This window comes from Candidatus Cryosericum hinesii (assembly GCF_003570985.1).
GTDB lineage: Bacteria > Caldisericota > Caldisericia > Cryosericales > Cryosericaceae > Cryosericum > Cryosericum hinesii.
In genome coordinates, this window is record NZ_QXIW01000021.1 from 23,694 (window position 1) to 48,649 (window position 24,956).

The 24,956-nt window shown below is 56.3% G+C and carries 24 protein-coding genes and 6 tRNA genes; all 30 read right to left on the minus strand.

Going from position 1 to position 24,956, the window contains the following annotated elements:
• Nucleotides 1–45: 45 nt before the first annotated feature.
• Nucleotides 46–309, minus strand: a complete 264-nt coding sequence (locus SMC3_RS03690) for a hypothetical protein (RefSeq protein WP_119087428.1) — start codon at nt 307–309, stop codon at nt 46–48.
• A gap of 9 nt (nt 310–318) precedes the next feature.
• Nucleotides 319–867 carry a guanylate kinase gene (gene gmk / locus SMC3_RS03695; protein ID WP_119087429.1) on the minus strand — a complete coding sequence of 183 codons (549 nt, stop codon included), beginning with the start codon at nt 865–867 and terminating at the stop codon, nt 319–321.
• The gene (locus SMC3_RS03700) at nt 864–2,063 is read right to left on the minus strand and encodes a S41 family peptidase (protein ID WP_119089838.1); all 1,200 of its coding nucleotides are present in this window, start codon (nt 2,061–2,063) and stop codon (nt 864–866) included. Before SMC3_RS03700 ends, gmk begins: the two co-directional genes overlap by 4 nt.
• A 24-nt stretch (nt 2,064–2,087) precedes the next feature.
• Entirely contained in the window at nt 2,088–3,266 is a 1,179-nt protein-coding gene (locus tag SMC3_RS09800) for a murein hydrolase activator EnvC family protein (protein WP_119087432.1), read from the minus strand.
• The gene (locus tag SMC3_RS03710; RefSeq protein ID WP_119087433.1) at nt 3,263–4,165 is read right to left on the minus strand and encodes a cell division protein FtsX; all 903 of its coding nucleotides are present in this window, start codon (nt 4,163–4,165) and stop codon (nt 3,263–3,265) included. Before SMC3_RS03710 ends, SMC3_RS09800 begins: the two co-directional genes overlap by 4 nt.
• Nucleotide 4,166: 1 nt before the next feature.
• Nucleotides 4,167–4,832, minus strand: a complete 666-nt coding sequence (locus SMC3_RS03715; protein WP_119087434.1) for a cell division ATP-binding protein FtsE — start codon at nt 4,830–4,832, stop codon at nt 4,167–4,169.
• The gene (locus SMC3_RS03720; RefSeq protein ID WP_165846551.1) at nt 4,829–5,692 is read right to left on the minus strand and encodes a YitT family protein; all 864 of its coding nucleotides are present in this window, start codon (nt 5,690–5,692) and stop codon (nt 4,829–4,831) included. The genes SMC3_RS03715 and SMC3_RS03720 overlap by 4 nt, the downstream gene beginning before the upstream one ends.
• Entirely contained in the window at nt 5,658–6,785 is a 1,128-nt protein-coding gene (gene prfB, locus SMC3_RS03725; RefSeq protein ID WP_119087436.1) for a peptide chain release factor 2, read from the minus strand. Before prfB ends, SMC3_RS03720 begins: the two co-directional genes overlap by 35 nt.
• On the minus strand, nt 6,772–9,345 hold the full coding sequence (gene secA, locus SMC3_RS03730; RefSeq protein WP_119089839.1) for a preprotein translocase subunit SecA: 2,574 nt from the start codon (nt 9,343–9,345) through the stop codon (nt 6,772–6,774). The genes prfB and secA overlap by 14 nt, the downstream gene beginning before the upstream one ends.
• Before the next feature lie 197 nt (nt 9,346–9,542).
• Nucleotides 9,543–10,079, minus strand: coding sequence for a ribosome hibernation-promoting factor, HPF/YfiA family (gene hpf / locus SMC3_RS03735; RefSeq protein ID WP_165846552.1), 537 nt, complete (start codon nt 10,077–10,079; stop codon nt 9,543–9,545).
• 36 nt (nt 10,080–10,115) lie between these two features.
• Entirely contained in the window at nt 10,116–10,517 is a 402-nt protein-coding gene (locus tag SMC3_RS09885) for a ComF family protein (protein WP_119089840.1), read from the minus strand.
• A gap of 219 nt (nt 10,518–10,736) precedes the next feature.
• Nucleotides 10,737–11,789 carry a polysaccharide pyruvyl transferase family protein gene (locus tag SMC3_RS03745; protein ID WP_119087440.1) on the minus strand — a complete coding sequence of 351 codons (1,053 nt, stop codon included), beginning with the start codon at nt 11,787–11,789 and terminating at the stop codon, nt 10,737–10,739.
• Nucleotides 11,790–13,256 carry a WecB/TagA/CpsF family glycosyltransferase gene (locus SMC3_RS03750; RefSeq protein WP_119087441.1) on the minus strand — a complete coding sequence of 489 codons (1,467 nt, stop codon included), beginning with the start codon at nt 13,254–13,256 and terminating at the stop codon, nt 11,790–11,792. It abuts the gene before it with no gap.
• Between the two features lie 23 nt (nt 13,257–13,279).
• On the minus strand, nt 13,280–14,584 hold the full coding sequence (locus tag SMC3_RS03755) for a nucleotide sugar dehydrogenase (protein WP_165846553.1): 1,305 nt from the start codon (nt 14,582–14,584) through the stop codon (nt 13,280–13,282).
• Between the two features lie 14 nt (nt 14,585–14,598).
• Nucleotides 14,599–15,744: a glycosyltransferase gene (locus tag SMC3_RS03760; protein WP_119089841.1), complete on the minus strand. Its 1,146-nt coding sequence runs from the start codon at nt 15,742–15,744 to the stop codon at nt 14,599–14,601.
• The gene (locus SMC3_RS03765) at nt 15,741–16,937 is read right to left on the minus strand and encodes an O-antigen ligase family protein (RefSeq protein WP_165846554.1); all 1,197 of its coding nucleotides are present in this window, start codon (nt 16,935–16,937) and stop codon (nt 15,741–15,743) included. Before SMC3_RS03765 ends, SMC3_RS03760 begins: the two co-directional genes overlap by 4 nt.
• A gap of 34 nt (nt 16,938–16,971) precedes the next feature.
• Nucleotides 16,972–17,430 carry a DUF4330 family protein gene (locus SMC3_RS03770; RefSeq protein WP_119087445.1) on the minus strand — a complete coding sequence of 153 codons (459 nt, stop codon included), beginning with the start codon at nt 17,428–17,430 and terminating at the stop codon, nt 16,972–16,974.
• Nucleotides 17,427–18,353, minus strand: coding sequence for a glycosyltransferase (locus tag SMC3_RS03775; protein ID WP_165846555.1), 927 nt, complete (start codon nt 18,351–18,353; stop codon nt 17,427–17,429). Before SMC3_RS03775 ends, SMC3_RS03770 begins: the two co-directional genes overlap by 4 nt.
• A gap of 58 nt (nt 18,354–18,411) precedes the next feature.
• The gene (locus SMC3_RS03780; RefSeq protein WP_119089844.1) at nt 18,412–19,392 is read right to left on the minus strand and encodes an LCP family protein; all 981 of its coding nucleotides are present in this window, start codon (nt 19,390–19,392) and stop codon (nt 18,412–18,414) included.
• Between the two features lie 124 nt (nt 19,393–19,516).
• The gene (locus SMC3_RS03785) at nt 19,517–21,547 is read right to left on the minus strand and encodes a sodium-translocating pyrophosphatase (protein WP_207799654.1); all 2,031 of its coding nucleotides are present in this window, start codon (nt 21,545–21,547) and stop codon (nt 19,517–19,519) included.
• A 49-nt stretch (nt 21,548–21,596) separates the two neighbouring features.
• Nucleotides 21,597–21,672: transfer RNA gene (locus tag SMC3_RS03790), tRNA-Thr, on the minus strand.
• Between the two features lie 33 nt (nt 21,673–21,705).
• Nucleotides 21,706–21,780, minus strand: a tRNA-Gly gene (locus SMC3_RS03795).
• Between the two features lie 2 nt (nt 21,781–21,782).
• Nucleotides 21,783–21,860, minus strand: a tRNA-Asp gene (locus SMC3_RS03800).
• 104 nt (nt 21,861–21,964) lie between these two features.
• Nucleotides 21,965–22,039: transfer RNA gene (locus SMC3_RS03805), tRNA-Val, on the minus strand.
• 5 nt (nt 22,040–22,044) lie between these two features.
• Nucleotides 22,045–22,119: transfer RNA gene (locus tag SMC3_RS03810), tRNA-Glu, on the minus strand.
• A 3-nt stretch (nt 22,120–22,122) separates the two neighbouring features.
• Nucleotides 22,123–22,198: transfer RNA gene (locus tag SMC3_RS03815), tRNA-Lys, on the minus strand.
• Between the two features lie 66 nt (nt 22,199–22,264).
• Nucleotides 22,265–23,668, minus strand: coding sequence for a replicative DNA helicase (gene dnaB, locus SMC3_RS03820; protein WP_119087448.1), 1,404 nt, complete (start codon nt 23,666–23,668; stop codon nt 22,265–22,267).
• 2 nt (nt 23,669–23,670) lie between these two features.
• Nucleotides 23,671–24,126, minus strand: coding sequence for a 50S ribosomal protein L9 (rplI, locus tag SMC3_RS03825; RefSeq protein WP_119087449.1), 456 nt, complete (start codon nt 24,124–24,126; stop codon nt 23,671–23,673).
• 13 nt (nt 24,127–24,139) lie between these two features.
• Nucleotides 24,140–24,409: a 30S ribosomal protein S18 gene (gene rpsR, locus SMC3_RS03830; protein ID WP_119085711.1), complete on the minus strand. Its 270-nt coding sequence runs from the start codon at nt 24,407–24,409 to the stop codon at nt 24,140–24,142.
• A 19-nt stretch (nt 24,410–24,428) separates the two neighbouring features.
• Nucleotides 24,429–24,902 (minus strand): single-stranded DNA-binding protein, encoded by a 474-nt coding sequence (locus SMC3_RS03835; protein WP_119089845.1) that lies wholly within the window; start codon nt 24,900–24,902, stop codon nt 24,429–24,431.
• Between the last annotated feature and the right edge of the window lie 54 nt (nt 24,903–24,956).

Sequence of the window (24,956 nt, forward strand, 5' to 3'; positions counted from 1 at the left end):
CGGGGTGGTTGGCGCTTCTTCGTAAGTGATTGGATTCCGGGTACTTTAGCGCTTCGGTTCGGTGTCCTCGATCACGGGGTTTGCAGCGTCGCGTGCCGCTGCAGCCACCATGCGGCCGGCGGACTTCCGAAGGATGTCATCGACAGGCTCACGAAGTGGGTCGGTCTTCTCTTCGAGCAATTCATGCGATGTATCGAGAAGCTGACGAATGAGCCGATACTTGTTCGTGTCGACTTTGGCGATCAACGTCTCCAGATAGAGGTTTGCCAGCTCTGGCTGTTGGGTAGGTTGTTCTTTCTGATCGTCCATACACGACTCCTATCTCCGCAGTACACTGCGGACTATGCTGTCGACAATGTCGACCGTGGTCTCAAGGTCACGGTTCGTGACCATGTAATCGTAATCCTTGGCAAAAGTCATCTCGTAGTGACCAAGCTCGATGCGTCCGGCTATCTCTTCGGGCGTTTCCGAACCTCTGCACGCCAGACGACGTTCGAGCTCCATCACATCCGGAGGCTTCAGAAAAATCATAAGGGCTTCCGGAAACAGGCGCTTCATGCTGCAGCCGCCATGAATATCAATGGTCAGGACCAGAATTTCCTGTGGCCGGACAGCTTCGAGCGAGGACATCAGCGTCCCATAGTGACGGCCACGTATATCAGCATACTCGGCGAACAGTCCTTTGTCAATCCAATTTGTGAACTGTTCCTCGGTCACAAAGTGATAGTCGACGCCATCTACTTCCCCCGGCCGGGGGCCCCTCGTCGTGACGGAGATCGAGCGGTGCATATCTGGATGGCGCCGCAGCAGTTCCGCGACGACAGTGCTCTTGCCGACACCTCCAGGACCAGATACTACGACAATCATGGTCGCTTCCCTTCCTCGACTGTCTGGACAGCGCGTGCGAGCTGGCCATCGCCCGGAAGCGTTCCAAAGAGCGCGGGGGTCGGATCTGCTACCACGATGTTGGGAGTCAGTCCTTTCTTCTGGATCGTGTTCTTGTTTGGCGTATAGTACTCCTCGACCGTCACTTTGAGTTCGTATCCATCCGCGAGGTCCCAACTGCGCTGGATGACTCCCTTACCGAATGTCTTGGTCCCCAGGACGAGAGCCGTCTTGTTCTCCTGCATTGCGGCCGAGAAGATCTCTGAAGCGCTCGCAGAGTTTTCGTTGACCAGGACAACGATTGGAAACGAGACACTGCCACCACTGACGGTCACTGGATTTAGTTCGCCTCCAGCCTCCTTCGTCCACAAAGCTGTCCCATGGGGAATGAAGTTCGACAGCATGTCGAGACATTCATTGAGATAGCCGCCGCCATTGTCCCGTATGTCGATGACCAGTCCTGCAATCTTCTGGTCCTCGAGTGCGTGAAGCGCCCGGGCAAACTTCACAGCCACACCAGAGCTGAATGAGGACACGGAGATGTAGCCAACCTTGTTCCCGATGATACGACTCTCGACAACCGGCAGGTCGACCTGGCGCCGTGTGACTGTGTAGTCCAAAAGTTTTCCGGCACGTTCGATCTTCAATCGGACCGACGTACCCGCCTTGCCCTTGACACGAGCGGAGACGGTATCGAGGTCCAGTTTCCGAGCGGTCGTGCCGTCTATGCTATCGATGAGGTCTCCAGGCTTCAGTCCAGCCTCTTCTGCAGGTGTACCAGCAAATATCCTTACGATTTCGATGGCGTCAGCTTTCGCGCTCGGCGTGATGACGACGCCGATGCCTACGTATTCACCAGACAGCTGTTCGCGAAAGTCCGCCGCTTCGGCAGGTGTAAACAGTTCCGTGTACGGGTCGCCAAGCCCAGCGACCTGTCCCTTGAGGAGCTTGCTGGCATCGACCTTCTGGTAGTACTGCAGGCTGAGAGTGTCATAGATGTTCCCGGACAACTTGAGATAGGTGTCGCGGTCAAGAGTCGTCTGGACTGATGATGGTCGGGAAGAGCCTGTAAGGCGTGGGGCAAGGATTGGATATGCAACGAATCCAGCCCAGAATGCGATCACGACAACGAGCAGCGCGGCTATTGCTATGACAAGCGAGGATTTTCTGGATGGCATATGGCTCTCCTTTGGCCGTGAGCTCTATGGTTTTGGCCCAAGATAGAGGAACGGGTTCTTCGGAATGGCATCGATCCGGACCTCAAAGTGCAGATGAGGGCCCGTACTCCAGCCCGTGTTGTCTGAAAGAGCCATTACCTGACCACGTTTCACGGACTGCCCCTTCTTGGCAATGAACGACTTGAGATGCCCAAAGAGCAGAGTCATGTGCTGGCCACATTGAATCATTAGCATATTGCCGTATCCCGAGAATCTCCCCTCGTACACAACCACACCATCCGCAGGAGCGCGAACAGGTGTTGACATATGCGCCCCTATATCGATTCCGGTGTGCATCTCCCACACCCCGTTAATTGGATCGTGGCGCATCCCAAAGAGCTCGGTGATAAGAATATGGCCCGCCACCGGCCAGAGGAGCTTGCCTGTCGGCCCCGTGCCCGGATTGTTTTGCCGATCGATCTCAGCGACGATCTGGTCGATGAGCTTGTTTTCGCGGGCAAGCTCGTCTTGAATGCGCTTGTTGTCTGCAGTGTATTGGGTACCTTGGGCTGCCAGATAACCCAGGGTCTGCTGCGTGGCAGCTTTCTGCTGTGCCAGAAGGCTTGCCTGTTGTTTCTTGAGCGCATATACCTGGTCCAGTTGGCTCTTCGTCTGCGCATAGGCGGCGCGGTCCGATTGTAGAGCGAGTTTCTGCGTACTTACCGCAGACAGAGACGCCGTGATTTGCTGAAGGACGGCTGACACGCCTTGCTGTGCTTCGACAGTGGCACTAAGGTCGCCCCCTGTGAAAGGAAGACCTGCGACGTCGAGGTTGGACACATGGTACAGGAGATCGATCGACGACCCGGTTCCTGCTGATAACTCGTTGTATTGCTTTTCTCTGACGACGATCTGAGCTGCTGTCTTGCTGAGGAGAGTCTCCAGTTGAGTGATGCGGCTGTCGATGTCCCCTATGTCGCCTTCCAGCTGATCCACTTGGTCATTAAGAGAAGTCAGCTGACTGAGGAGGTTGTACTTGGCCGACTTGTTCTCCGTGATCAGCTTCTGGATTGCCTGAAGCTGTGTTTTCAGCTGGTTCATCTTCTGTTGAGCAGCCTTGAGGTCGCTCGCGAGGTCCCCTTCGACGCCAGGAGCGAAGACGGAGGCACCGACAAACAGAGCGAGAATCAGGACAATAGCAGTGAAAAGCCTCAGGATTCTCATTCGAGAAGCGTCTCCTCTCGACGCTGTTCCTCATCCATGCGGTACGCCAGTAGCGTTGCAATGACGCAGGCCAGAAGGAGGCAGGCCAGGGAGGCCAGCACAACGGCGGAGGCGGCCCCAGCGTAGATGACTCCCGCAGGCTCGGGTGTCACCCACGAAAAGGACGCCTTGAGGCGTGTTGTGGAATACCTGATGACGCTCGGGAGAACAACTGCGAAGAGGACTGACGCGAGCGCCCAGACAGCGACCAGGTGGGCGGGTGTTGAGAGAAGAACCTGGAGGTTGCTGGCACCGACCACGCTCAGCACTGCAGTCTCTTTTCGTTTGCCATTGATGATGCTGAATGCCATGAGGCAGAAACCCGCAATGAAGAGAAAGCTGGCGAGAACTAGCATGTAGAGCAGGAGGTTGTGGACAAATACGTTCGCGTTGGCCATCCCCTGCACCGAGCTTTCGTCATACTCCACGCTTTGAACGCCAGCAAGAGAACGAAGCTCCGCAGCCAGGCCAGTGATGCCTTGCACGGAGACTGGATAGACCCGGATAAGAGGTGGAATCGGATTATGTGTCAGGTCGCTAAATACGCTTGCAAACTGGGGATACTGAGTCTCAAGCTTCTTGAGGCCGTCTGCGGGACTCACGTATTCCGCACGGGCAACGGCTTCGTCTTTCTGCATCTGCTCGAGAAGAGTCTGAATGGAAGTCTGATCCAGGCCGGCCAGAAGGTATGCGTTGATGGAGTGTGTGCCCTCGATCTCCGAGATGGTGTGGCGCACGTCCATGGACATTGCATAGATGCCAGCGCTTGCGACCATCAGTACAGCTATCAGGATTGAAACGAGGAGAGTACGGACAGGATGTCTCCGAAGGTCCTGCAGTGTCTGCTTGAATGTAAACATATCAGAAGTTGCCCTCCTCGACCTTTCGTCCACCACGGAGCCGTACAAACGGCAGTCGTGTTGACTGGACGAGGTACAGATCATGGGTAGCCATGAAGACAGTGGCACCCTGGCGGTTGGCGTCATGGAGAACCTCGACGATCTTCTCTCCATTGCTCAGGTCGAGGTTCCCCGTCGGCTCGTCCGCGAGAATGATATCAGGTTTTGCGATGAGCGCGCGGGCAAGAGCAACACGCTGCTTCTCGCCTCCTGAAAGCGAACAGCACAGGCGACGCTGGTATCCCGCGAGGCCGACTTGATCCAGATACTTGTCTACCTCCTGACTGATGATCTCTTTGCCCAGGCCTCGGACAGCCAGCGGCAGCGCCACGTTTTCAGACACGGAGCGGTCGAATAGCAACATGTAGTCCTGGAACACCATGCCCATTCTCCGCCGCAGAGACGTGAGCGAGCCGCCATGAGCCGCTGCCGTGTCCGTTCCATCAACCAGGATCGTCCCATTCGTCGGCCGTTCGGCACGATAGATTAGTCGCAGAACGGTGCTCTTGCCTGCGCCCGACTCACCTGTCAGAAAGACGAACTTGCCGGGGCTTACCTTGAAGGTGATATCCCTTAGACCATAGTATCCATCGTCATATCTCTTTGAGACGCTCAACATTTGTATCATCGTGTACCCAGCTCCTTGAATCCGAGACCCAGAGTCTCGGTAACGTCCATGATGGCCACGAAGGCATCAGGGTCAACCTCATGGACGATCTGCTTGAGATGAGATATCTGGCTTTGGGGTACGACGCAGAACACCACTTCCTTGCGTTCGTCCGTGAAGCCGCCAGTTGCAGTGAATTTCGTCACTCCGCGATCCAGTTCGGCCATGACCTTGCCGGCAATGGCTTTCGGTTGGTTGCTGACCACCCAGGCCGCCTTCGAGAAAGAGATTCCTTCCTGTACGAGATCGATGGCTTTTGCTGAGATATACAGCGACACGATTGAGTACAGGGGGATCGTGACACTCCGGAACGCGATACCCGAGAGGGCAATGACGATCGTGTCCATGACCAGCAAGGTTGTCCCGAAACTCAGTCCGATACGTTCAGACAGCAGCTGAGCGAGGAGATCGGTGCCGCCGGTGGAACCGAAGAAGCGGAAGATGATGCCGATCCCGATGCCCATGACGACCCCGGCGTACACCGCCGAGAGCAGCATGTCCACATGGAAGCCATGCGTATACGGCATGATAAGATCGATGAGGAGTGACGAGACTATGGTGGCGTACACCGAACGCCACAGGAATGCCTTGCCCAACCGCTTGAGGCTCATCAGGAAGAGCGGAGTATTGAGGACGATGATCGTAATGCCGATGGGGATGACCTTGAAGAAGTGATTCAGGATGATCGCAAGTCCCGAGACACCTCCGGGAGCCAGATCTACAGGGATGACGAAGAGGGCAAACGAAAGGGCGTAGACGAAACACCCGATCGTTATACCGACAACGTCACGTGTCGCTCGAACGACGATCTTCCGCGTCATGCCGCACACTTGCAAGGATGAAGTCCTGCAAATCACCGTCGAGAACTGCATCGACGTTTCCCTTCTCGAGACCAGTACGGTGGTCTTTGGCCAGCTTGTACGGCTGCAGGACATACGACCGGATCTCGTTGCCCCATTCGGCTGATTTGAAGGCCCCGCGCACTTCCGAAATCTGGGCATCACGCTGCAGTTCCCGCTGCACAAGAAGTCTGGATTTGAGGACGGCCATTGCCATTCGCTTGTTCTGCAACTGCGAGCGCTCGTTCTGACAGCTGGCTGAAATGCCCGTTGGGATGTGCGTGATACGCACAGCGGTAGAAACCTTCTGCACGTTCTGTCCTCCATGACCTGACGCATGAAAGACATCGATGCGCAGATCACCTTCGGGGATGTCGGCGTCCGTGTTGGTTTCTGGGATTTCCGGGATGACGTCTGCCGCTGCAAACGACGTATGGCGACGTTTGTTTGCATCGAAAGGACTGATGCGGACCAGGCGATGTACACCTTTTTCGTGCATCAGAAGGCCATAGGCATATGGTCCCCTTATGACCAGCGTACAACCCTTGATACCTGCTTCCTCTCCCTGCATGTAGTCCGTCACGAGCACCTCGAACCCCTGTCGTTCAGCATAACGAGTATACATACGCATAAGCATTTCGGTCCAATCCTGCGCATCTGTGCCACCCGCTCCGCTCGAGAGTGACAAGATAGCATTGGACGCATCATAGGGACCGCTGAAGTAGGCCGTCGTCTCAAGAATCTGCAGGTCATGTTCGAGATGTTCAATGCTGCCGACAGCTTCCCGCTCCAGCTCGGGATCCGGCATCCCGACAAGGAGCTCAATGGCAGTCCGAGCGTTGTCCAGCCCAGACAGTGCTTTCTGCTGGGAAGCAATGTCTGCCTCGATGCGTGCGATACCACCCATGATCTCTGCTGCGCTCGTCTGGTCATTCCAGAAGCCGGCAGCCATTGTCTTGGTCCGCAGCTCTTCCAGCCGCGCCTGCTGGCTCGTCAGCCAGCCAGACTGATAAAGTCCGGAGACGCGCGACTCACACTCTGAAACACGCCTGCGCAGCGGTTCAAGATCGATCATGTTTCTTCTCTGGTTGTGGGGGCTGCAGCTCGAAGGTGAACAATGCCCTTGTCACATCGTGCTTTATCTGGTCCATCAGCTCATTGAAAAGATCGTACCCTTCCTTCTGATAAGCAATGACCGGATCCTGCTGGCCATAAGCACGCAGGCCGATGCCGTCCTTGAGGTCGTCCATCTGAAGAAGATGGTCCCTCCATGCACTATCGATGGTGTGCAAGAAGAAGTAGTGCTCGATTTGGTGCATGACATTCTCTCCGTACCTGTTGTATTTCTCGCGGTAAATAGCCTCGGCACGGTCTTGAATTGTGGTGGTGAGCGCCTGTTCGGCGTCATGGCGTTCGACAAGGTCCGTCAGCTCTTCGAGTGTCATCGCCACGGGTCTGCCAAAGGCATCCAGGACCAGGTCATTGTAGACTTTGCCAAGATCGGTCTCATCGGCTCGTTGCGCCTGGACGACTTGCTGTGCTGTTGTTTGGGCCTGTTCGTTGATGAACTCGTGAACCTCGTCCGTAAGGTCGGCTCCCGCAAGAACCTTGTCACGTTCCGCGTAGATGACCTCGCGCTGCTTGTTGAGAACATTGTCGTAGTCAAGGAGGCTCTTGCGCGCATCAAAATTGTAGGACTCGACCTTCTTCTGGGACATCTCGATTGTCTTTGAGAGGAGGGGATGATTCACGGGCACCGACTCCTCGACCTTCATCATTTCGAAGATACGCTGGATGCGGTCACCACCGAAGATGCGCAGGATGTCGTCTTCTGCCGAGAGGAAGAACTTGGACTCACCAGGGTCTCCTTGTCGGCCCGCCCGCCCCCGCAGCTGGTTATCGATACGGCGCGACTCATGGCGCTCGGTCCCCAGGATGAAGAGACCTCCCAGACCTACGACCTCCTCATGTTCCTTCGGCCACGACTCACTGTACTCTGCAAAGAGCTTGGCGTACTGTTCTGCATATTGTTCCGGCTGTTTCTTGGAGTCAGCTTTGGTACGAACAATAGCAGCGGCGTGAGCAAGAGCCTCAGGGTTTCCACCCAGCAGGATGTCGACACCTCTGCCCGCCATGTTGGTGGCAATGGTGACCGAGCCTTTGCGACCTGCCTGGGCGATGATCTCCGCTTCTTTCTCATGATATTTTGCATTGAGAACCTGATGCTTGATGCCAAGCTTCTTCAGCTCGTGGCTCAGTGCTTCTGATTTCTCGACGGAACGCGTACCCACAAGGACGGGCTGCCCTTTCTCGTTTCGGGCCTGGATCTCGCGGAGAATCGCATCCAGTTTACCGCGCTCGGACCGATAGACTTCATCGTCCGCATCCTGGCGTCCCACTGGACGGTGTGTAGGGATCTCGAGGACATCAAGTCCATAGATTTCCTTGAATTCATCTGCCTCTGTGAGTGCCGTTCCTGTCATCCCGGACAGCTTGCGGTACATCTTGAAAAAGTTCTGGATCGTGATTGTTGCCAGCGTCTGGCTCTCCTCGCGGACCTTGAGCCCTTCCTTTGCCTCGATGGCCTGGTGCAATCCTTCAGAATAGCGACGCCCATACATGAGTCGACCCGTGAACTCATCGACAATGATGACTTCTGTGTCCTTGATGATGTACTCGCTGTCCTTCCTGAAAAAGACCTGTGCTCTGATGGCGTTGCGAAGAATCTTGCCATAGGTGGCCTGCTCCTTCAGCAGCTTGTCCTCGGGAATCCTGGCAGCACGGGCAAAACGGGCCAGCAGATCCTCGGCCGGATCGATAGTCTTGTGCTTCTCGTCGTAGACGTAGTCGGAACCGGCCGGTGTCTCGTTGTCACCGGCGGCCATCTCGGAGCGAACCGTTCCCTTCAGCCGCTTGACGAACGCTGCAGCCTCGTAGTATGGCATGTCCGAGTCACCACCGGGGCCCGCGATGATAAGTGCTGTCCGAGCCTCATCGATGAAGATGTTGTCGACTTCGTCGACGATGGCGAAATCGAGAGCTTCTTTTTGGAACATGCCGTCTTCTGAACCGGCCATATGATCTCGCAGGTAGTCGAAGCCGAACTCGTTGTTTGTGCCATAGGTGATGTCGGCTGCGTATGCAGCACCGCGCTCTTCCGGAGAGCTGTCGTTCTGAAGGAGGCCAACCGACATGCCAAGGAACTCATAGACAGGCCCCATCCAAGTCCGGTCACGTTTGACCAGGTAGTCGTTGACGGTAACAAGGTGACCTCGATGACCCATGACGGCGTTGAGGTACAGGGGACAGGTGGCCACAAGCGTCTTCCCTTCGCCGGTTTTCATCTCGGCGATGTTGCCAAAGTAGAGCGCGACACCTCCAAGGAGCTGTTCGGGAAAGTGCTCCAGACCTATGAGACGGCGGGAAGTCTCTCTCACCAGTGCGAAGGCTTCAGGCAACAGCTCGGTTTCAGTGGCACCGACCGCAGCCCGCTTTCTGAGCTCGGCTCCGTAAGTCTTCAAACCCTCATCGTCGAGCTCGGCCAACGCCGGCTGGAATTGAAGGATTTGTGCAACCATAGCCTGATATGTCTTGAGCTTGCGAGCAGCTGGAGAAAACGAGCTGAACAATCCCATCAGAGAGGTACCTCCACAGAATGAACTACCGGACTTTTCGACACAGACACTACACTGGCTTGATGGACTGTCACAGGACTCGGCCTTCCAGCGTAGGCGCTGGCACAACACAGCTTTGGCGTGGCTCGTCAGATCGCGGCGCCAAAGCTGAAGTGATGGTCGCCAGTGTCGCAGCAACAATCGGGGGTCTCGTCTGGTCAGTCAATTTCAATCAGACCGTAGCCCCCATAGGTACGTTTGTACAGAACACAGACCTTGTTGGACAAGCCTTCCCGATAGACGAAGAACTGGTGCCCCAGCATCTCGATCTGGAGGATCGCCTCTTCCTCAGACATCGGAAGCACCTCAAATTCCTTGCGCTTCACGATACCCTCAGGAGATTCTTCAACATCCTCTACCGGTACTTCAGACTGGAACAGACCCTTGAGCTCGGCAACCGCCTTGAAGTCCCTCCGGAAGACCCGGGTGTGGAACTTACGGATCTGCACATCGAGCTTGTCGCACGCAGCATCGATAGAACCTTCCATGTCCGGTCCCTGTCCTGAAGCCTTGATGATGCGGCCAGAGACCTCAAGCGTGAGTTCGCATGTATATTTACCTCGCAGGAGGTTTAGATTGGCACCGAGCGTGGGTTCCTTGCGAAAGAACTTGTCAAACCGACTGACCTTTTCGTTGAGATAGGCAAGAATGCGCGGAGGGATCTCAAGCGTCTTGGACTTATGTTCTATCTTCATGTGTGCCTCCCTTTGCATCAGATTAGGCTCTTGCCTTCATAAGCCTGACCGTATTGTAGCCCGACTACGAGCGAGGGTCAAGTACAGACATTGATGTGGACGTGCTTGCAGGATAACGTTCGTGGCGGCACAGACGGTAGCTCCTGTTGTGAGGACGTCGTCCACGATGACGACCGTCCTGCCGCATAGGCGGTCGACGGCAGTGGGCGAGAGTTCGAACGCGCCATCAACATTCTTGAGGCGTTCCGTATCCGACAACTGTGTCTGCAGAGGCGTGCGACGGGTCTTTATCAGNNATATGTGGGAAGTGACGATATTCTGTCTTATCCCGTGCGCCGAACCGCGGAACGGGGACAAAAACCGGTCGATCTTCGAGTGGAAGACTTTTTGCGAGGCTCGCCAACATGCCGGAAAGCTGTCCGGCCAACCGATACTCACCTTGTACCTTCATCTGTAGGATGGCCTGTCGCAATGTTCCTTCGTACCAGTACGCCGAGAAACCCGATACATGGCCGGCAGCGAGATGGCTGTCGCTCCACCCTGGATCGCATGGTCGAAATGAAGAAGCACAGCCGGGACAAATAGGAAGGTCCGATTCCTCGCCACAGAGAAAACAAGCCTTGTCAGCGAGGACCTGACGAAGAACCGACAGAACGTTCACAGGTTCCGACGTTCCAGAACGGTCTTCAGCCGGGCGATGCGGTCCGTTCTGGTCCGGCCGATTCGTTCAATGGATTCTTCGGTCACGGGCGGGATGCTTCTGGTGCGAACACGCTGAGCAGCCTGTTGCGGTGAATTCCCTGGCTGGAAGGCATCAAAGCCACAACAGTCGGCCAACTGGGAGATCTTTGGGTCATAGGCGAGCGCTACCAGGGGAGACCGCGCGGCGACCGCCGCGGCAGCCATATGGTATCGGCCCGCAACCGTCAAACTGGCGGAACTGCAGAGGTCCAGCAGTGCCAATGGCTGAGGCGAGATAATGAGTTCTGACGGCGTGAGCAGGCGGTCCTGGACCGCTCGTGTGAATGCCAGGTCTGCTGATGGAAAGAGCACGACCAGGTCCAGCTGGGCAAATGACTGGGACCCCAGGCAGTCGAGAAACGAGGCTGTTTCCTCGGGTGTCCACCCGAATCGTTCGTTGACACAGGCAATAATCCGGGACGCGCGACGGGGAGCCGCGACAGGTTCACCGCTTAACGCGACCAGATAGGCAAGCCCAACATCGGACGACACGCAGATGTCCTGTGTTCGAATCCCGCAATCGAGCAGGAGGTCTCGCGAAGCGTCGTCCCGTACATCGATGAGGATCATGCGGTCAAAGACCGACCTCACTATACGGCGGATCCAAAACCGCCTAACGGGACCGAGGCCCTGTGCGTAGGAGAGGATTCGCTTGTTGTGTAGCGCGGCCAGCAGGAGAATTCCCAAATAGTAAAGACTGCTTCGCCAGCTGGTAACGTCCTGGATGAGTCCTCCCCCACCCAGCATCACATAGTCGCACGTCCTGAGGGCTGCTCTCATCGCTACCAGGTTATGTCGGTCGACGAGCGTGTGTCGCGGGCAGACGGGGCTCGTATACTGGCCCGGTTCATTGACCACGAACACCGCCTCGCACTCGATACTCGTCAATTCATTCTGTACAGCCGACAGAATGAGCTCGTCGCCAAAATTACCAAAACCATAGTAGCCCAGGACAAGGATTCGGGTCATCTAGCTCCTGGATGCTGTCCGACGATGCGCAAGCACGCGGAACATGAAGTAGAAGATACTCCCTACGCGCCGTACGCGGCTTGGTTGGACGACCAGTCTATACAACCACTCCGTGCCGGTCTTCTGAACGAATCGAGGCGCTCGGCGAACAAGTCCGCTCCAGACATCAAATGTGCCGCCCACGCCGATTGCAATAGGGATACCCATGTCGCGGTGGTGCCAGATCCACTTCTCCTGGATTCCTCCACCCATACCGACGAGGAGAATGTCGACGTGTGCCGCCCGGATTTCCTGGATCATGAGCGCTTCTTCCGCCGCGTCAAAGTAGCCGGAGTGAAAGCCGGCGACATGAAGACCAGGATACCGAGTCATGACATTGGAGGCAGCCCGCTCGACAATGTCCGGCTTTGCACCGAGGAAGTAGACACGGTATCCCTTCCGTTCGGCAAGTGCCAGCAGAGAGCCGGAGAACTCGATACCGGGAATGCGGTTCTCGATGCGCGGTCCCAGCATGCGCGCTCCCCACACGATGCCAACGCCATCAGCAACGACCAGATCCGCCTGTTGGACAATCTCGAGGAATTCGGCGTCCTTGAACGCACGAGCGGCCATCTCGCCATTCAGTGTAACGACGAGATGGGGCACCCCGCTTTTCACGAAACCGTCGGCTATCTCGAGAAGCTCGTCAATATCCCTGTTGCTGATGGAAATGCCAAAGAAGTCGATGTTGTCGACATGTTTCCGAGATGACCGCAGCACAATACCGACGAACCGTGGAAGTGAAAGAATGCGGGGCAGCCGCTTGGGATCAAGCACGAACCGGTACAACCACTCAAGTCCGAGTTTCTGGACGCGGGCAGGTGCACGTTTGAACTCGCCCGAGAGGACGTTGTAGCTCCCTCCCACGCCCATGGCAAACGGGACGCCCATCGCCGAGAGGTTGCCGGCAAGGAATTTCTCCTGCTTGGGACTGCCCATGCCGACAAACATGATGTCTGGCTTGGCGACAGCGATCTCTGCGACGAGCCCGGGTTCGTCTGCAGCGGTGAAGTATCCGTCGTGTGAACCCGCCACGACGAGCCCGGGGTATCTCTCCTTCACGATTGCCACAACTCCGGAGAGGATTTCAGGGCGCGATCCAAGAAGGAAAAGACGCCATCCACGAGCATCTGCCCGTTCAAGCAGCCGCAAGAACAGGTCGACACCGGTCACTCGCGACTTGATGTGCACGCGATAAAACACTCGCGTAGCCCAGATGATTCCAATTCCATCGCAGAAATTCAGATCGCTTCTGCGCAGGATCTTCTGAAGGGTTTTGTCCTGTCTGGCCTTGATAACCTTCTCCGGGTTGATGGCCACACCCATATGAGGGATCCGAGACGCCACAAAGGCCTCGATAGTGGCGAGAGTCTCGTCCATGTCCAGGTTGTCGACCGGAATACCGGCGACGTAGACTCGTTCAGTCATTGTCGTGCGGACGCATCCGCCTTCTACAGACGAACGTACCAGAGTTGCTGCAGGACGTCGGCGTCATGTTCGAACACGCCCCTGAAGTCAAACAGAATCACGCGGCCGGCCGCTGCTATGACGAGCTTCTTGACGCGTTCATAGTCCACATTGCCTTGTCGGATAGGCAACACGACTGCGTCTGCCCATAAACAGCCCGTATCAATGTCCATCTCGCGTCCGAATTCCCTGGGCGCCTCAGCGACGCTGTCGAGAACGTGCACGTCGGCTCCCGCCTTGGCAAGTGCCCTGGCAAGGTCGACGGCCGGGCTCACCGTGACGTCGTCCGAGTAGTCCTTCATCGCGATGCCGATAAACAGCACATGCTTGCCCTCGAGTCCGCCCATCCTCCTGGACATGCGCTCGGCGATGTAATCGGGCTGAGCGGCGTTCGCCCGACGTGCGGAGACAAACGTCGGAAGCAATTCTGCACATTCAGCCTGATTTGTGAGCGAACCGAACAGATAAGGCGAAGCATACGGGATGCAGTGCCCCCCGACGCCAATCCCAGGCATGAGGATCTTGACCCTGGAGTGCGTGTTGCAGGCTTCGATCAGTTCCCACGTGGGGATGCCGAAGTAATTCGCGAAACGTGCCATCTGGTCGGCGATTGCGATGTTGACGTCCCGCTGAGCATTCTCGAACATCTTCGCCGCCTCAACAAGTTCGATGGAGGACGCTTTGAAGATGGGTTCCCGGTTGACGGCTCCGAGCACCTGGGTCGCACGATCGAGACTCCTCCCGTTGATGCCCCCGACGACCAGTGGCATGTTGCGGAACTCGTCATACGCGTGTCCTTCAGCTATCCGCTCCGACGAATACGCGAGGTCAAAGTCGGTACCTGCCACGAGTCCGCTTGCACGCTCCAGCGTGGACAGAACGAGGCCACGAGTGGTGCCAACAGGTACTGTGGACCGGCAGATGACGAGATCTCCTTTCTTGAGCAGCTTGCCGAGCTCCGCACAGGCGCTTGTGAGCATGCTCATGTCCAGAGTCCATGCATGGTCGATAGGGATGCCAACCGTAATAATGAAGGTCGCCACGTCCTTTGGGAGTTCGTCGAACCTGCTGGTGACGTTCAAGCTGCCGTTTGCAAGACACGTTCGGAGGACATCATTGACCGGCACGCTGTCGAAATCCTCGCGCATACCGAGCGAAGACGACTTGATCGACTCGATGCGACGCGGGTCGATATCGACCCCGGAGACCTGGAATGCATCGAGCGCATAGGTGAGCGCAAGAGGCAGGCCGACATAGCCAAGACCGACAATTGCAAGCTTTCTTTCCATCTTTTCCTCCATATTCAGGACTGGTGGGGTATCAACGTGTCAAGAACGCGGTCGAATTCGGCAATCCGGAACGACCAGTCAAAACGTCGGGATGACTGCACGCGGTAACGGCGCAACTCGAGTGAATCCGCATCGATCGTGTTTTGCACTGCGGAAATAAACTCCTGCGGAGTGGATGCAAGTCGCACGAGGTCGTTGCCGAATGTTCCAAGGGCGTGGATTGTCGACGAAACCACAGGCAGTCCAGCTGCAACGTATTCATAGAACTTCAGTGGGTCGACGCCCAAAATCAGCGGCGATTCACGGAAGGGGATGAGCGCGACGTCGTAGTGGGGGGCTTCCTGCGCGATCGCAGCTTGGGAAAGCGTTCCCTTGAAGACGATGTTGGTATGGATGGCCAGTTCACTACGAACGAGCGGCAAGGCCTCGCCGAAGCAGTCGATCACGCAGTCTGGATACGCAGCAGCAATGGCGCCAAGCGCTTGCACATCGAACCATTCGCGCATTGCTCCGACATACAGGAATTTGCGTTGCCTCGGCAGGGCGATCAATGTGTCGAGCCACGCCATGGCGGGCGCAGCAAACAGTTCGTGGTCCACGCCATTCTGGATCAGACTCAGCTTGTCTTCGTGCGACGGGAACTTGGCAGCGATGGTTTCATTGGTTGCAATCACAGCAGACGCAATGTCGGCAGTCCGAGCCTCGAGGCGATCGACAGTACCCTTGTCGAGGAGTCCGGGATACGCGCTGTGGTCGTCGACGCAATCGTACACGACCGGAGCGCCAAGCAACCGAAGAGTTTTTGGGACAAATGGCAGATACGTCAGGACGATGCCGGGTTCAGCCGTCCAGCCACCAGCAAGACTCTGCAAGTAGCGGTAGTAGGTGAGTGAGTCGTGGTCTGCCATACGTTCATACTTCTTGAAGAACGGAAGCCACGGCGTGGGCGACGCGGTCCACATGTGTTCTCCTTGCTCGTGCGTACCGGACCGCCAGGCATTCAACTTCCACCGCTGCTTCGGACGGGCGAGCGCTAGCCAGGTTACCGGCGCTTCAACGTAGAGAACGTCATAGCCTCGTTCGACCAGTCTTCGAGCAAAGCGCTGTTTTCGGCTGGGGAACGAGCGATAGTTGTTGGTGCTGAGGACAAGCGCCTTCATTCGCCAGCCTCGGGAACGGCGCCGAGGGCGAAAAGACTCCACATAACAAGCGTTATTGCCCACGAGTCGAGAAGGTTGTCAGTGAACAGATTGATCAGAAGTGCAAGAAGGCCCACCGACGCGAACAGCCAGAGTTTGTCCTTCGAGCGAAAGAAGCGTGTGGCGACGCAGGCAAAAGCGCTCGACAACCATGAGACATATAAAGCGAAGCCGACCATGCCTGTCTCAGCAAGCACACGAATCCACACCGAATCCATAGAAATGCCCGTGAAGTAGCCATACTTCTGGGCGGCGGAACCTCCAAATGTGCCAAAACCGCTTCCAAGCAGAGGGTGGTCCGTGAGATTCACAAACGCTTGCCTCCATCGGAACAGGCGGCCGAGGTTGTTGCTCTTGTCGACATAAGCTGAACTGAGCAGGTTAGTCATGCGGAGTCGGAATGTTGGAACAGCGATGAGAATACCTGCGCCGGCAGCGGCAAATACCGCTGCTACTACGGGGTTCAGGATGAGGAGTCCGACAAGGTACGATCCTGCCGCCGACAACCAGGCGGCTCGCGTCAGGGTGAGAAGGAATCCGCAGCCCATAACCAGCACGCATCCTGCTGCAATTGCTCGCTCATACCACCTTGTCCGCACGAGGACCATGTACACACCCAGGGGAATGATGGCCTCGAGGTAACCAGCAAGGACATTAGGGCTGCCGAACAGCGAGAATGCCCGAGTACTGATGACCCCCCTCTCGGTGGCCTTGTCAAGCCATTGAGCAGGTATAGGGACCTTCCGGACGTACTGATAGACCCCGATGAGGGCTACCATGGTGGCAGTCACCACGAGGTGAGGAATCATCTCGCGGAGGAGACCGGCGGCATTCCCATCGACAAGAAGAAAGAGGATGACAAAGGCCATGAATGGTTCAAACGCCAGACGGGCTTCTTGAATATACGCACCAACGTAATATGTATTCGCTGCGTAGCCCAGAAGTGTCGCAGAAAGAAACAGGAGAGCTGTCAGAACGACGGGTGAAGCCACGAGACGTCCGATCTTCCGCCAACTCGTGGCGACGGCAAGGGCAAGGAAGACCAGGAGCATGATCTCTTCCCAGAGGTTGGCAAGAGGGAAATTGGCCTTCCGGATGGCCCAGTTGACGAGAGGATAGTAGGCGACCAGCAGGAGAAAGACTCTCGCTGCCAACCGCCTCCTGGTGGAGTTGAGGTTCATTCCGTCCCTATGGGAGGTCGTGCACCGTCAGGGTACGTACCCAGACCTTCCAGCTGTCTCCATAGAGGGCAAGGTTTGCTCCGGCGAGAATCTTGTCTGTGCCGAACATATAGGCCCACGCGACCTTCGGGCCGATGGACTGTGCTGTGATAACGATGTCTTTGAGAATCGGGTGCCCGACGACATGAAGCACCCCATTGCTGTCAAACGCGTCCTCTTCAGCCGGAGTCATCGTGATGTTCGTAATCGTAAAGCAGGCCCTGCCTGTCTCGTCATAAATGGGGGTATTCACCTTGATCTGTGCGGCCGTCTGCGGCTCGATCCCAAAAGCGAGGAACGTTGCCTCGATGCGCTTCCCTGAGAGACCCGCCGCACCCTTGGACGAACGCGTCAGCTTGTGCGCTGCAGCGACACCCGCGATGATGACAAGCGCAAGTACGATTCCAACAATCCATTTGTTTCTCATATGATACAACCCCCTTGTGTGAGTTTGCCTTTCCGGCCGTGGAGGCCATCTGAGACGCCCCTCACGAAGTAGTGCAAAAAAGCACGACGATTATTGTAGAAAAGCACAATCGAAACGAAACGTCGAACCGCGAAGAGAGGAAGGAACAAGGTCAGAAAACGAGCTCGTGTGAGGAGCCGGCGTTGTGTCAAAATGCAGTTGCGGGTTCCATAGTATAAGCGCACCGGCTGGTCGACGAGCACTGCAAGTGACCTTCCGAGAACCCGCAGCTCTCTGCGGTTGGCCGAAGGGTGCAGCAACCTGCTCGTGGGGATGGCGTACCCGTGGAAACCCGCCAACGTTGCTCTCAGCGTGAACTCTGTGTCGTCGTACCATCCGTACAGCGACGCGTCGAAGATGCCGGATTCAAGGAGCAAGGAAGACGGGACGAAGAGGCCTGCCATGGCACAGGCGTCAAAGGGGAATACGGGATCCTGATAGCGTTCCCGGGGCACTGGCCTGAGCATTCCGGTCCTGCGACTATACGTGAACGAGTTGAAGAAAGGGAGTTCCGGTTGTGGCATATTATAGCACACAGAGCGGAAGTACGTCCGTATGCCATGAGTTTCGACGCCTTGCATGAGGCGCATCAGGGCGTCTGGATCGGCGACAGCATCGTCGTCGACCATCCAAACCCAGTCAGCTTTGAGCTCCAGTGCCTTCTGCTGGCCGACGGCTGCACCTCCTGCAGGCCCAGTATTGTCTTCCAGACGAACGACATCGACATCTTGCCGGTATTCCTGCGGAGCAGTGTATGGGGTGGCAGAACCATTGTCGACGACGACGACCCGGTCGGGTCGCTGGGTTCCGTGCAGGATCGACGACAGACAGCACGATGCCGTTTCGGGGCGGTCCAAGGTGATCACGACGGCGATGATGCTCATGAAGCACCATTGCGCGGTTGTTGCCAACCCCAGGCGGAGATTCCGTTCGTCAGGGCTCCTAGTTGGACGGGACGAGCGGACTGAATAGCGGAGCAATCTTCGATTGCAAGGCATCCAGGTCCGGAATGACGTACGACGTTCCCCCGACAGTCCCTGGTACTCCAGGGAACGGGACCGTGGTTACTTCCTTGTCGGTCGTATTCTTGAAAGCAAGGGCGATGCGAAGCATGTCATTGGGGAGAAGGTCTGTCACAACAGCTTTCTCGACCGCACTGATGACAGGCGGGAGCTTCCAGACGTTGCGAAGCGAGGTGGTCTGGGCTACGATAGCCTTGAGAAGAGCTTTCTGACGAACAACACGTCCCAGTTCTTCGCCGTTCTGGGAGCCAAAATCACCGATTGCATCATGACGAAAGCGGGCGTACTCCAGAGCCGTCTTGCCGTCCATGTGCTGTATCCCTGGCTTCAAGTTGATAAGGGTATCCACTGCTCTGTAGTACATCGCCTTCTCGACGTTGATGGTCACGCCTCCCAAAGCATCGATGACCTTCTCAAACCCGGCGAAATCGGCCTTCGCATAGTAGTTGATCTTGATACCAGGGATCATCGCCTCGACCGTTTTCTCGAGAAGTGGGATTCCACCATCGGAAAAGTAGTCGGGATTTGTCGTAGCATTGATCTTGTCGTAGCCGTGTCCAGGAATGTTGACACGAGAATCCCTGGGGATCGACATGACCGACATGGTACGCGAGGCTGGATCGAGGCCGATGAGCATAATGCTGTCAGAGCGACCTGGATCGTTCGTGGCTCGTGAGTCGACACCGACGACCAGGATATTGATCCGTTCCCTCAGGTTGAGAGTCGATGCCGTGGCGCCTGCATTCGGATTGATCGAGCGGAGAGAATTATAGAGAGAAATGACAGTATAGCCTGCAAAACAAACTACAATAGTCAAAATGGACACAACGCCTATCAGAAGTATCTTGCGGACCTTTGTGGAGCGAGAAGAGCCCGTCAGTCTCTTGGTTTCTGTTTTCATTGGCACGTTCCTTCGCGTAAGAGTCCAGATTCGTTCATCTGCGTACTCAAAGAGTATGCATTTGGAGCGACAGCGCAAGACGCAAACACTGAAGGAATCGTCGGTTTCTCTGGACTGATCCTGTCTATTTCATCAACAGGGGGAGGAAGCTGAGCGAGACCACCGATATAAGTTTGATGAGGATGTTCAGTGAAGGTCCTGCAGTGTCCTTCAATGGGTCGCCAACGGTATCCCCGACAACACTCGCCTGGTGCTCGAGACTGCCCTTTCCGCCAAGTGATCGCTCGATAAGCTTCTTCGCATTGTCCCATGCTCCGCCGGCATTTGCCATATATAGTCCAAGCAGTGTGCCGGTCACCGTAGCACCAAGAAGAAGACCACCGACTGCTTCCTTGCCCAGCAGGAAGTACGTGACAAAAGGAGCGGCAATACCAACGAGAGCCGGCGGCACCATGTACTTGAGCGCGCCTCGTGTGCTGATAGCTATGCACGCATTTGGATCGGACGCAGCGAGACCCTGTAGAAGACCAGGGATCTCGCGGAACTGCCTGCGCACTTCGGCAACCATAAGCATTGCGGTAGAACCAACTGCCTCGATGAGAAGCGCTGAGAACCAGAATGGCAGAACCGAGCCCAGGAACATGCCTGCGACCACGCGCGGATCAAGAACGTTGAGCACTGGCAAGTTCATAGCTTGCGCGAAACTGCTGAACAGTGCCAGCGACGTCAGGGCGGCGGAGCCGACCGCAAAACCCTTCCCCATTGCCGCCGTTGTGTTGCCGAGCGAATCGAGCTGATCCGTACGCTCTCGAACAACAGGCAGTTGTCCAGTCAGTTCGGCAATTCCACCTGCGTTATCGGCAATCGGACCATAGGCATCGACTGACAGGGATATACCAAGGGTTCCCAGCATCCCAACTCCGGCCAGCGCAATGCCATACATCCCGAGTCCGGCATAGGCTGCAAGCAGGGCCGCCGAAATCACGGCCACAGGAATGACGACACTGCGCATTCCGGCAGACATTCCACTGAGGATATTGGTCGCCGCACCGCTCTTGGATGCAAGCGCAATCTGCGCAACAGGTCGTGACGACGTGAAATACTCCGAAGCCAGACCAATGAGGACTCCGGACACGACGCCCACGGTGACAGCGCTTCCTGCCTTCATGTCGCCAAATACTCCGAGAGAAAGAGGAAGCGAGGCAGCCACGAGCGCAACAGAAGCTCCAATGGACCCATAGCGCAGGAGGGACTCAGGCGAGAACCGGTCACTTCTCGACAGGAGCTTTACCAGGAGCACGGCCATCAGAGAGAACATCAAACCCGCCGCGACGATGTAGTAGACGTAGCGCACCGCCAAGAGAGCATCAGCAATTCCATGCTGACGGGCGAACCAGTAGCCCAGGATGTCGGCGGCCAGGATGGCCCCCACGTATGACTCGTAAAGATCGGCACCCATGCCTGCAACGTCGCCGACGTTGTCTCCAACGTTGTCCGCTATCGAGGCGGGATTGCGAGGATCGTCTTCGGGGATACCGGCTTCGACCTTGCCGACGAGGTCTGCTCCCACGTCCGCTGCCTTGGTGTAGATACCTCCCCCGACGCGCGCAAACAGTGCAACAAGGGATGCTCCCATGGAGTATCCGGTTGCAGCAACGAGAGCCTTCTCCGGACTGTGGAGGATAGACAGTGTGCCAAACATCGAAAGGAACGACCCTGCAACACCAAGACTGCTCACAACGATCCCCATGACGGACCCGCCAGAGAAAGCCATGTTGAGAGCTGCCCCTAGGGAACGTCGCGCCGCCAGAGTTGTGCGACCATTGGCCATAGTGGCAATCTGCATTCCCACATAACCGGCCAGTATCGAGAATCCCGCACCGACAACGAAGGAAAGTCCTGCTACAAGCCCGTCCCCCAGGGCGAGAAGAACGCCCACGACCGCCAGGATGGGGAACAGCACGGCATATTCACGCGCCAGGAACGTGGTAGCACCACGATGGATGGTAAGAGTGATCTGGAGGATTGCCTCATTATCGAGTGGATGGCGCGCAATGGATCTCGCCAGAACAGCTACGAACAAGAGGCCGACAATCGACAGGACAGGAACGAGAATGAGAGGGTAGACAACAACTGCTTGCGATGGAATACTCACTACAAGGGTCCTCCTGTACTGGGTATCGCGAAGTAGGAGCGAAAAACAGTGGAGCCGGCGATCTGATTTGAACAGACGACCTGCTGATTACGGATCAGCTGCTCTACCAACTGAGCTACGCCGGCCTAAAAATAGCCAACTGGCCAGAACGAAAAAAATGGAGCGGAAGACGGGATTCGGACCCGCGACAACTGCCTTGGCAAGGCAGAGCTCTACCCCTGAGCTACTCCCGCTCTGGCGGGATCGACGGGATTTGAACCCGTGGTCTCCGGCGTGACAGGCCAGCGTGTTGGACCAGCTACACCACGACCCCGTACCATACTTAGTATAGATTGTTCCACAAAAAGTCAAGTGAGCATCCGGTGTCTCAGCCTCGCTAGCCGCGCAAAGCTGTTACCATATGTGACACAAGAAACGTGGTGGGCGGAACAGGGTTCGAACCTGCGACCCCCTCCGTGTGAGGGAGGTGCTCTACCGCTGAGCCATCCGCCCATAGGTGGTGCCCTCGAGGAGAATCGGACTCCTATCGCAGCCTTGAAAGGGCCGTGTCCTGACCATTAGACTACGAGGGCTTTTGGTGAGCCGTACAGGACTCGGACCTGTGACCCTCTGCTTAAAAGGCAGATGCTCTGCCAACTGAGCTAACGGCCCGCGCACCAGTTCATTCTACTGAGAACTGGCTCCTCGTCAATAGTTACGACCGCCGAGTGGCTGTACTTAGTCCTCTGCAGTCGTGTCGAGAGACTCGAATCGAGTGTACCTCTTGTCGAACATCAGCTTCACGTTGCCCTGCTTGCCATTGCGGTGCTTGGCGACCAAAGCATTGGTGGGCGTCCGGGTGTTCATCTCGGAAGTATCTATCGCTTCGTCGGTGTACAGGAAGATGACAATGTCGGCATCCTGCTCAATGGCTCCACTCTCACGAAGATCAGACAACTGAGGTTTCTTGCGGTCTCTCTTCTCGATATCCCGTGACAGCTGAGAAACGACAATGATCGGCACATTGAGTTCGCGGGCCAGGTTCTTGAGCATGCGAGTAATCTGCGCCACTTCAAGGACGCGGCTTTCGACCTTCTCACCAGAGGCAGCAAGCTGGAGGTAGTCGACAATGAGGAGTTCCACCTTCGCTGTGACCGCAAGACGCTTTGCCTTCGCCCGTATCTCGAGAGCCGTCAGCCCCGCCGCGTCGTCGATATACAGGGGTGCTTCCGATAGCTTGTTGCTGACTTGTGTCAGCGCCTGCCAGTCCTCCTGCGACAGATAGCCCGACCGAAGCTTGTCCGCCTCGATCATCGCTTCTGACGATATGACACGTTCGGCCAGCTGCTCTCGGGACATCTCCAGGCTGAAAATGCCCACGGGCTTCTTCAGGCGGACTGCGTTGTACGCCGCAATGTTCAATGCAAGCGACGTCTTACCGACGCTTGGCCGCGCTGCCAGGACGACCAGCTCCTGGGGCTGGAACCCGCCGATCTGAAGATCCAGGTTCTTGATACCAGTGGCAATCCCGCGAATAGAACCTCTGTGGTCATACCGCTCCTGCAGCACCCGGAACGTGTCCGGGAGGATGCGTTCCAGCGGCTGAAAGTCACCGCGTACCATACCCTGAGACGCTTCGTAGATGAACTTCTCCGTCCGGTCGATCAGCTCCATGGCTGTAACGGTGGGAGAGAACCCCAGCTCGTAGATGTCGCGGCCCGCACGTATAATACTGCGCTTGATCGATGATTCTTTGATGATCTCAGCGTAATACTTGACGTTCTGGGTTGTCGGGACAAGCTCAGTGAGTTTGGCCAGGTATGCCACACCGCCAATGCGATCGAGGTCGCCATGACTCTTGATGTCGTTGCTCAGAACGATGACATCGACAGGCTTGTTGGACGCTCGGAGGCGAAAAATGGAGTTACAGATGGCGACGTGTTCATCGAAGTAGAAGTCCTCAGGCTTGAGATAGTCCATGACTTCGTCGACGGTGGTATTTGAGACAATAAAGGAACCGAGCAGAGACTGCTCGGCCCCCATATCATACGGTGGAACGACATTCCCCGGAGTCGAACCGGATTCATTCTGTCCGGCTCGTGGGCGGGCTTCGTTTACCTGGGCATCACTCCGATCGGCCATCCTCAGACAATTTCCGCCACGGTGACGGAGACGAGGGCAGTAACCTGGGGATTCAGCTTCAAAGCAACCGCATATACACCAAGTGCCTTGATGGGTTCATCGGTACTCACGGTTCTCTTTTCCACGGCGACACCGAGTTGACTGCCAATGGCTGCAGCAATTTCGTCCGGAGTGATAGCGCCATACAGTCTCCCCTGTGGCGTCGCTTTGGCGCGAACGGTAACCGACTGACCTGTCAGTTTCGCCGCCAAGTCCTGGGCCCGCGCAAGCGCAACATCCTTTTCCTGAGACACTGCCGTCTTGTGTTTGCTGAGAGCGGCAACTCTCTCGGACGTTGCTTCGATAGCCAGACGCTGGGGAAGGAGGTAATTGGCAGCATAGCCCACAGAAACGCTGACCACGTCATTCTTGTGGCCTACGCCCTTGACGTCGGCGAGCAGAACTACCTTCCTGTCCATGGCAGGTGTTGAACTACCGATTCACAAACGGCAGGAGAGCCATGACGCGAGCTCTCTTGATGGCACCCGCAAGGGCACGCTGGTGCTTTGCACACACGCCTGTCGCACGGCGAGGGAGAATCTTGCCCTTGTCGCTTACGAAACGGCGCAGCCGTGAAGCATCCTTGTAGTCGATATCATCAGTCCTGTCAGCGCAGAATGGACAAAACTTCTTACGCGCGCGAAAGTAAAAGGACTTCTTCTTGCCGGTCTTGCTTGGTTTCTTGAATGGTGCGTTTGGCATAGTAGTTTACTCCTTCATCTCAGTTGAATGGCACGTCGTGGTCTTCAGAGCCGGAACCCTGCTGCAATGATCCCTCGGGGACTTCAAAGTCCTTCAGAAGGTCATCTTCGCCGGGCGCTTCAGCGGGCTCACCGGAACTCTGACGGTTCTGAGGAGTACCGATGATCTCGAATGTTGTAGCCACGATCTCGGTAGCACGTTTCTTGGTTCCATCGTTGGCCGTATAGTCTCGAATGGACAAGCGTCCTGTCACGAGAACGCGAAGACCCTTCTCAGCCGACTTCTCGATCTTGTCGGCAACGTAAGTCCATGCGCTGATGTCAACGAAAAAGGCTTCTTCCTTCCAGTCACGGACAGACGGATCTTTGGACGCGTTCCAGCTCCGGTTCACAGCAATTGAAACACGGGCCGTTTTCTTGCCCGAGGGTGTGTAGCGGATATCCGGATCCCTGGTAATCCTGCCTGTGAGGACAACCTGGTTGAGGTCGTTCATCCTTACGCCTCAGGTGCGGACGTGGGTTCAGCTACTGGAGCGGGTTCAGCTACC